This is a genomic window from Blastomonas sp. CCH9-A1 (assembly GCF_001557175.1).
Classification (GTDB): domain Bacteria; phylum Pseudomonadota; class Alphaproteobacteria; order Sphingomonadales; family Sphingomonadaceae; genus Blastomonas; species Blastomonas delafieldii_A.
Window position 1 is genome coordinate 24940 of sequence record NZ_LSHM01000076.1, and the last position, 6458, is coordinate 31397.

Consider the following 6458-nt stretch of genomic DNA (forward strand, 5'->3'; position numbering starts at 1 on the left):
CCTCACACGATCAGCCGAGACCAGCCCCCAGAGACTTCGTCTTCGCGGCCTCGGGCGCACTGACCTCCATGGCGGTCTGCTTTTCCCCCGCACGCTCGTGGATCGCACGGATCAGCCGCGCCTTGTCGTCGGTGACCACAATGGCCTCGGACTTCGCGCGCGAGAGCGCGACATAGAGCATCTTCTGGTCGACCAGATTGGCAGAGCGGCTGTCGGCGTGGATCAGGACGCGCTCGGCGGTCTGACCCTGCGCGGCGTGGGCCGTCTGGACATAGGCATGGCGCAGATGCGCATCGCGCGGGTCGGCAAGGTCGAGCCGCTGCTCGCGGCCATTGGCCAGCGCGATGGTCGCCTGCTGCCGCTCGGGATCAATTCCGGTGACGGTGCCGCGCAATCCATTGATGCGACCGGCCTCGCGGTCATTGCGGGTAAACTGCACGCGGTCGCCCGCCTGCAACTCCATCGGCTTGGGTTCGAACACCTCAACCTTGCCCGAGCCCCACTGGCGCAGCCGCCAGTCGACGGCTGAACCGTCGGCGGACTTCAGCGATATCGCGGCCTTGTCACCATCGATCCGCTCGACCCGGTAGGCGGTCCCGCGCATGACGCCCTTGTCGGCATAGTCGCGCAGGAAGCGGACCGTGTCGCCCGGCGCATAGTTTGCCGGATCGCGGGCCTCGATGCGCGACAGGTTCTTGGCGACCAGGCTTCCCATGGTGACGGCAGGGCCGGACAAGACGCCGGTCGCTGCAAGCTCGCGGCGGATATCTGCGGTGAGCGCATCGCGCCCTTCGCGCGAAGGCTCGATAACAAGGGTGCGCGCGCGCTCGCTGATATCGAGCGCGGCATAGGCCTTAGCCATAGCGGCAAAGCGCTCACCCTGACTGGCATGGGCAATGATCTTCCCGCCGCCGCGCTCCAGAGCGTCGAGCGCCTTGCGCGCATTGCCTTCAATCGACGCCAGCACCGCTTCACGGGTGGCGCTATTGGTCTGGCGCACAACATTGTCGAGCCGCGCAGTTGCCATGCCGGCGGATTGCAGCTGCGCAAAGGCCGCGCCTGCGCCAACGGAGCCGAGCTGCTTCACGTCGCCAACCAACACCACACGCGCCTTGCTGTCAGCAGCGAGGCCAAACAACGCAGCCATATCGCGGGCCGAGAGCAGCGATGCCTCATCAACGATCCACACCCCGCCGGATAGCGATGCACCGTTGCGCATCAACTGGCGGGCCACGGTCTCGCCACGCTGGCCAAGCGCATCCCCCAAGGTCTGCGCAGCCGACGCAGTCGGCGCAAGCGCGGTCACCGCAACCCCGCGCGCCTTCGCTTCGCGCGCAAACGTCGCCAGCACAGTGGTGGTCTTGGCCGTCCCGGCATAGCCCTGCAGGCCGGTGACGCGGTGGGGGCTGGTAAGCAGCGCGCGGGTGGCCGCGCGCTGACCCTCGTTCCAGGGGTGATCGGATTGGAGCTCGGCGCGCGCGACGGCGCTGGCCGCCTGCCTGGCCGAAAGGATCGGTGCCCCTGCTCCGCGCCCTTCGGCCTCCAGTCGCAACAATTGCCGCTCATGGGCAATGTTCTCGGCGGTGGTGAACCCGGCAAATTCCGCGCCGCGCTTGTCGAGAAAGGTGCGCGGCACGAGCGCGCCGTCGCCCTGCGCGCGGGCAACAGCTGCGCTGATCTGGGCGGCAGTCACCAGGCCCAAGCCATAGCGCCCGGCCTCCTTCTCCAGCTCGGCAGCAGCGAACACCGACTGGCGCTCGCCAAGATTGGCGGCGGCAAGAGCAACCGCCTGATGCGCCGTGATTTGCCCCAGCGCGGCCAACGCGCTGCGATGCTCGGAATTGGCCGCCGCTTCCTTGCTTGCGGCAATCAGAGCCTCCCGCGCGTCTTTCCCGAACCCTGCCGCATCGGCCTCTGCGCGCCAGTTCGCCACCAACTCGCCGCGCTCAAGGCTCTGCTTCGCCTCGCGGGTATCGAGCGCGGCGATCTGCTTTTCTTCGGCGGATGCGGTGGCGCGGGTCTGGCCGCGCTCGGCAAGCCGGGCTTCGACCTGGGCGGCGCGCTCGCTGAAGGCGCGGATCACGGCGGCGGGGACGCCCTTGATCTCGAACAAGGAGTCCTTCCCCTGCTCGATGCCATAGCCAAGCGCCCGCACGCCCACCGCCAACTCCTGCCGATAGACCGCACCAATGGCCTTCTGCAGCTGGTAGAGCGCGCGCGGCTCCAGACTGCGCCAGTTCCCTTCCGCGTCCTGCGTCATGTTCATAACTACATTGTGGGTGTGGAGCTGCGGGTCCTGAGCGCGGCTCGTGTCATGCCGGAAACTGGCGATCACGAGATTGTCGGTGGTGTGCCGCTCCACACCTCCCTCGGCACGGATAAGGGTCGCGGCGGCATGACGTTCGACATAGGCAAGCGCCGCCTTCACCGCATTGGCATGCGCGGCAATCAACTGACGGTCGCCCGCCACTTCGGCCATGATCGAGACCGACTTGGGCGCGCTCATGGTGATGTCCCAACCGGGCCGGTGCTGGAGCTTGCCCTCGCGCATGGTACCAAGTTGCTGGCCATGGGGCAGCGCACCATCAAGAATGGCACGGAATGTCTCGCGGCTGACCTCACCGGAGAGCCCAAGCGCCTTGGCCCCCTCGCCCTGCCATTCGCTTGGGGAGATGCCTCCATCGGCATAGTAATCGTCGGCCTCATAGTAGCTTGAGGCCGCCGCCGAACTGCCAATCGCGCCGATGGTGGCAACCATCAGACCGGCCCCTTGAGAGTGGTGGCGGGATCATCCTTGGCAGTGCCGCTGTCAGCCTTCTTCGGCATCCGGTTCCACAGCATCCGGCTGATATGGGCCGGGACAAAGGCCGGATGGCGGGCAGGCCCGCGCGTATCGATGTGCTCGCGCATCAGCTTGATCCGCCCCACGGGCAAGGCGTCGGGCAATTGCAGAAAGCCGTGGTGCGGCTGCAGACGCAGGTCGCTTTCGATGACGGCCGGGCGCACCACGCGGGTGCTTCCCACCGATGTGCGCCCGCTATGCGGGCCGGTCTCGAAGCTGTCCGAGGCGCTGCGCACTTCCACCTCAACATCGCCGATATTTCGTGATGCCCATTCCCGCGTGTCGCGGTCGATCAGCTGCAGATACAATTTCGAGTTGCAGCAGCCGAGCAGCGCCTCGGCGCTGTCACGGCCATAGCGGCGATGCATCTGCCCGATGGCCTGGAAAGTCAGCACCACGCTTGCGCCAAACTTGCGCCCCTCGGGGAGCAACCGCGTGAGATTATCGACGCGGGGCAGGTCGGCCAGCTCGTCAAGGAAGAACCACATTCGCCGTCTGTCCGAAGGAGGCAGGCCCAGCATGGCGCTCGCTGCACACTCCAGCCAGCAGGCCAGCAGCGGCTTCATCGCCTCGAAATAGTCTTCCTTGCGCGGGACGAAGAGCCAGGGCTTCGGCCCCTGATGCGCGTCGAGCCCGGCAATGAATTCGCGGAAAGCGAAGCTGCCGGGTTCCCCCGGCTCGCGCCACAGGAACTGCAGCAAGGTGGCGGCCTTGGCGAGCATGAACAGCACGCTGCCTGTGGCGCGATCAGCATCATCGGCAAAGGTGCGGGCCGATGACGTGCCCGCCAGCCAGACCTTCATCTCCTCCTTGCCCTTGACCTGAAGAGCGTCGAGCAGGTCGGGCAGCGTGGTTCGCCCCTCTGCGCTCAATACCCGCAGGATATTGGCGACAAGAATGCGGCTGGTCTCCAACCACACATCATCATCGCGCTCGCCGGTCTCCGACACCAGCTGGCGTGCGATACGGTCCGCATCCGCCGGATGGGCAATCTCCGAGAACGGCGACCAGAAGGATGATCGCTCGTCAAAGGGATTGAGGATGATATCGCCGCGCTCGGGCCGGTAGTAGTGGGTGATGAACTCGCCCGAGGTGTCATAGACCAAGGCAGGTTCGCCGCGCGCTTCGACCTGGTCGAGCATCTGGCGCATGACGGTGGTCTTGCCCGCCCCAGTCGTGCCGAGCAGGGCGAAGTGACGACACTCCAGCCATGATGGAATGCTGACCGATGCAATGCGGATCGAACGCGCATTGGTTGCCTTGCGAGTCATCCTGGCAAGGACGCGCTCGGTCACAATCTTCGTGCCGGATATGAACCTGTCACGCGCGGCTTCCTTGCCTTCGCTGCGTATCCAAACGGCAAAGCCAAAGCACAGTAGCATGCCGAAAAGCGCGCCCAACGTGCCGCCGAGCACAACCTTTCCGACAAGATCATCCCAGCACCACAGCCACACCCGATCATTGGCAAGGACGCTGGCAGGAACGCGAAGGGTTCGCTCCTCAAAGCGGACCGCAACCTCGGGATCGCTGCGCCCGCTCGCAATCCAGCTGACCGCAACGCCCTGTGCGTGCTGCCAGGCGCAGGCGAATTGGCCGGATAGGGGATCGTGGCGGGCTAGCATGAAGGCACCGAACCCCGCGCTGCCCGCAACGGTCCAAGCATAGCCGCGCCAGCGGGCCGCGAGGCCAGCGATGGTCTGCTTGAAGAGGCCTTGGCCTCTCAGCAGATTGTCGCGGTCGCGGCTCATGACAGCGCCTCCGCTGCAAGCGCGCGCTGGCGGCGGTAGGCGGCTTGGGCCGCTTCGCCGGTCACGCTGTCGGTATGGTTGGCATCGCCATCGCCGCGCAAGGCCGCGCGGCGGGCATAGGCATAGGCCGCGCTGGCGGTGAACAGGCTGCGATCGAGCAGCGCCTCAATCACGCCAAGCCGCGCATCCAATGCCGCCATGGCATCATCGCCAGCGTTGCCGCCGCCGCCCGTCATCGGGCCGTCAGCAACCGCGCCAAGCCCGGCTTCGATCACCCGCGACAGGGCCTGATAGCGGGTCAATCCGCGCGCCTCGGCATAGCGCCGGATCATCACTTCCTGCCCCATCGGGACCCGTACCGACAGCTTGACCCGGTTCATGGCCGCACCGCCCGAAGCGCGCCATACGCGCGCTCCCGAACTGGCGCAAATGCGCGGGTTCTGAGCGTGCCGCGAGAAGAGCGCGCGCATCGCCCCCCAAGAAAACGGCGGTTGGCCGCCATCGACTGGTCGGTATGGTGTGAGATTGACTTACTGCTTCGGATCGCAGAGCCGAAGCCCTGCGATCCTGTTACCTGCCCTGTCATGTCATCCATGGCTGGCCTCGCTTTCCGGTTCGAACCGGCCCGCGGCGGCGGCCATCTGGCGAAGAGCGATATGGTCTTCGAGTTCGCGGTTGCGGGGCTGGCGGCACGGCGTGCCGCGCCCGGCAAGGTCGTGCTCGGCAAGCCAGCGATAAAGGGCGTCATCGATGGCCTTGCGGATGGCACAATCAAGATCGCGGGCTTCGACCGGATCGAGATTGACCCAGCCTGCGCAACCGACCGCCACCTGTGCGCCGAGCGGAAACCGCTCACCGCCAACATTGTAGAACGGACCCTCGATATAGGCCCTGCCCTCTTGACCCATGTGGAGCGCGATGATCGGGCGCTGGTCTGCGAAGTGGAATCGCACCGCGTTGACCAGAGCCCAGGCATCATTATCGCCGTCCGCCATGCGCTCGATCATGGGGACAAGGTGGTAGGCGACCTGCTGGTCGATGCGGAAAGTGTAGGTCTGGTAACCGCTGTTGAGGGGACGAGCGAAGCTGTCCCGTACTCTCTGGATGAGAGACATGGCATTGTCCTTGTGTGAATGTGGGGAACGAGACGAGGCAAGGTAGGCGCGTGAGCGCCTGTCAGTTTGCCTCCTCGTGATTGATCAGGCGGCGCAGGGATGACGTGGGCACCAGGGTGCGCCTGCCGATCTTGATCGTCTCGATGCGGTTCTGCTTGATGAGGGCGTAGATTGACGTCCGGCCAAGGCCGAGGGCCTTGGCAGCTGCTGATACTGATACGGTAAGCTGTTCCATGCTGGTCTCCTGTGGTTGCCGAATCGCGGCGGGAGACGCTTTAGGTTGCACAGGTTCGCAGAAGCTCGGAGCAACAAACCAAACCACTGAAAATGCAGCACTAATAAATGAAATAAATGAAAATCAATGCCGAAAAAAACAAAATCCGAGCTTCATTTTTTCGAAAATTTTCTGCCGTTCGGGCCGCCGTCAAGCCTTGCTGGAGCGCTTCTGGTAGATTTCGGCGGCGTGATTGCTGACCTGCTTCCGCGTGGGGATTTTGCACGAGGGATCGTTCAGCTTCTTGAACCATCCGATCAGCTCATCTTCCAGCAGCCTGCAGGCCGCATCAGGGTCTGATGGCAAACGCTTCCTGGCATACTTGCGCGAAACGTCCCGTTTGGCGCTAACATAATCATGGAGCGAGGTGCGACCTGTGCCGCCTTTCCGAGGCGGCTTCGTCACCGCTATCAGGCGATCCGCATGTCAATCGGCGTTCAATCGGGACCCCCTATCGGCGCGCAAAAGGGACCCCCTTG

At 64.8% G+C, this 6458-nt stretch carries 6 protein-coding genes; 1 reads left to right on the forward strand and 5 read right to left on the reverse strand.

The features are described 5' to 3' along the window. Nucleotides 1–10: 10 nt before the first annotated feature. From mobF to AX725_RS20055, 5 genes are all read right to left on the reverse strand, one after another. A complete protein-coding gene (mobF, locus tag AX725_RS20035) occupies nucleotides 11–2758 on the reverse strand; it encodes a MobF family relaxase (protein WP_066114420.1) in 2748 nt (915 codons plus the stop codon). After that, nucleotides 2758–4590, reverse strand: a complete 1833-nt coding sequence (locus tag AX725_RS20040; RefSeq protein ID WP_066114418.1) for a type IV secretion system DNA-binding domain-containing protein — start codon at nucleotides 4588–4590, stop codon at nucleotides 2758–2760. The genes mobF and AX725_RS20040 overlap by 1 nt, the downstream gene beginning before the upstream one ends. Continuing rightward, nucleotides 4587–4970: a hypothetical protein gene (locus AX725_RS20045; RefSeq protein WP_066114416.1), complete on the reverse strand. Its 384-nt coding sequence runs from the start codon at nucleotides 4968–4970 to the stop codon at nucleotides 4587–4589. Before AX725_RS20045 ends, AX725_RS20040 begins: the two co-directional genes overlap by 4 nt. A gap of 207 nt (nucleotides 4971–5177) precedes the next feature. After that, complete coding sequence (locus AX725_RS20050; protein WP_155645657.1) at nucleotides 5178–5705, reverse strand: hypothetical protein; 528 nt, start codon at nucleotides 5703–5705, stop codon at nucleotides 5178–5180. Between the two features lie 61 nt (nucleotides 5706–5766). Next, nucleotides 5767–5940, reverse strand: coding sequence for a helix-turn-helix domain-containing protein (locus AX725_RS20055; protein WP_066114413.1), 174 nt, complete (start codon nucleotides 5938–5940; stop codon nucleotides 5767–5769). A gap of 126 nt (nucleotides 5941–6066) precedes the next feature. On the opposite strand from AX725_RS20055, the gene AX725_RS21085 reads away from it, so the two are divergent. Continuing rightward, complete coding sequence (locus tag AX725_RS21085) at nucleotides 6067–6279, forward strand: hypothetical protein (RefSeq protein ID WP_155645658.1); 213 nt, start codon at nucleotides 6067–6069, stop codon at nucleotides 6277–6279. Nucleotides 6280–6458 lie beyond the last annotated feature (179 nt).